This window comes from Xenorhabdus eapokensis (genome assembly GCF_001908105.1).
Genome location: NZ_MKGQ01000111.1, coordinates 1 through 1,309 on the forward strand (window position 1 = coordinate 1; position 1,309 = coordinate 1,309).

General features: G+C 40.6%; 3 protein-coding genes and 2 pseudogenes. 2 read left to right on the top strand and 3 right to left on the bottom strand.

What is annotated here, in order from left to right:
- Positions 1–177 (bottom strand): KilA-N domain-containing protein (locus tag Xedl_RS19580; protein WP_143187505.1); only part of this gene is annotated, 177 nt, incomplete at its 3' end.
- Positions 178–290: 113 nt separating this feature from the next.
- Here Xedl_RS19580 and Xedl_RS28035 point away from each other — a divergent pair.
- Positions 291–455, top strand: a complete 165-nt coding sequence (locus Xedl_RS28035) for a hypothetical protein (RefSeq protein ID WP_158024423.1) — start codon at positions 291–293, stop codon at positions 453–455.
- A gap of 46 nt (positions 456–501) precedes the next feature.
- Here Xedl_RS28035 and Xedl_RS33870 read toward each other — a convergent pair.
- Positions 502–621 (bottom strand): annotated as a pseudogene (locus Xedl_RS33870) (putative quinol monooxygenase); the annotation flags it as partial.
- 97 nt (positions 622–718) lie between these two features.
- Here Xedl_RS33870 and Xedl_RS19590 point away from each other — a divergent pair.
- Positions 719–1,024, top strand: a complete 306-nt coding sequence (locus Xedl_RS19590) for a 7(1) septoil knot domain-containing protein (RefSeq protein WP_074025390.1) — start codon at positions 719–721, stop codon at positions 1,022–1,024.
- Between the two features lie 110 nt (positions 1,025–1,134).
- On the opposite strand, the pseudogene Xedl_RS19595 reads toward Xedl_RS19590, so the two are convergent.
- Positions 1,135–1,309: pseudogene (locus Xedl_RS19595) on the bottom strand (IS630 family transposase); the annotation flags it as partial.

The window sequence follows — 1,309 nt, forward strand, 5'->3', positions numbered from 1 at the left end:
AGAATTAGAAAATAGCTTGCTACTCAGGGCTGATAAATATTCCAATACATCTATTTGTCTCAACCATGCTGTAGGCTCCTTACCAAACTTAGCCGCTACGTCTGTAGCATTGATCCATCCTTCTTCATTAAAGCGAATAGGATGACCGTCATACTCAAATGGAATGATGTTACTCATGCGTATTACCTGCTCTATGAAATGAACCTCCGCCGAAATAGGAAACCAGCCCACCGAAGGCTCGCCAGCTCTACTGGCATCCTCGAAGGCTCATTTCGATAGGGTTAGGTTCGATGTTTAGATTGGCGCTTTCGGTGCGCGGTGAAAATAAAAATGCCACCATCCCGTGTGCGTTGGGTGCGCGATGGGAACGGGTGGCAGCATGGGTTATTCCTGTAGCCACTCAAGGGAATGGGTATAGGAATAAAAAAGCCACCACGGGATGTGATGACGAATAAATAGAGTTAACCGAGCAATTCTCATGAATCGCTTATGATATGGTGTTTATATTTTAGTTAACGCACTGTCCATGAATATGAAAGTAGGCTCCTTTCGTTTGTATTTATTAATCATGGGGACAAGACGCTGGAAGTGTTCACTCTTACAATGGGCGTCCAAGGCAGCATTTTATTTCCCTATTATAAAATTCATTAATATGTGTATCATTAGGGTTACAATATTTGACTCACCTATCATGAATTTACTAATAACAGGAGTTCACATGAAAAAATTAGCAGCCCTATTAGTCGCCATATCACTACTTCCGTTTGGCGCTTACGCTAAAGCCAAAGTCGATGTTTCTAAAATTTATGGAAATATCAAAGTCGTTAATTCGGGGGCAGACTATAAGGTCAAAATTGTTAACTCATCACCTGATCTGAAAGTTAAAGTCGTCACGAGTTCCGCGAATTCTCCAGGTAAATGGCGAATAGTGACTTCATCACCGGATTATAAAATTCAATTCGTAAACTCATTCCCAGATTTTACTATCAAATACGCAGACTCATTCCCTGGTCCAACCAAGTAATTCGTTGTACAGATGGGTACTCCTGCCACCTCAGTATCATTTGCTCTGAGGTGGCAATGTGTTTTCTTCAATTTCCCGTATTGCCCGTTTATCTAAATAACTTTTCATAATTATGAGAGTTTCATATTTCCTATCCCTTTCCATTGATTTGCTGAAGCGGCATTTAAAAAAAACTTAACTCTTTTGATCAGCATCCACATATATTGGCAACAATGGTTCCGTGTGACGGTTTCATGCAATGATTGCCATAGCCGCTCTATTTTATTCAGCCAAGGAGAATAAACC

Excerpts from the sequence above, each read along its gene's own strand:
- Xedl_RS28035 (WP_158024423.1), top strand. The coding sequence starts at position 291 with ATGTTTAGATTGGCGCTTTCGGTGCGCGGTGAAAATAAAAATGCCACC.
- Xedl_RS19590 (WP_074025390.1), top strand. The coding sequence starts at position 719 with ATGAAAAAATTAGCAGCCCTATTAGTCGCCATATCACTACTTCCGTTT.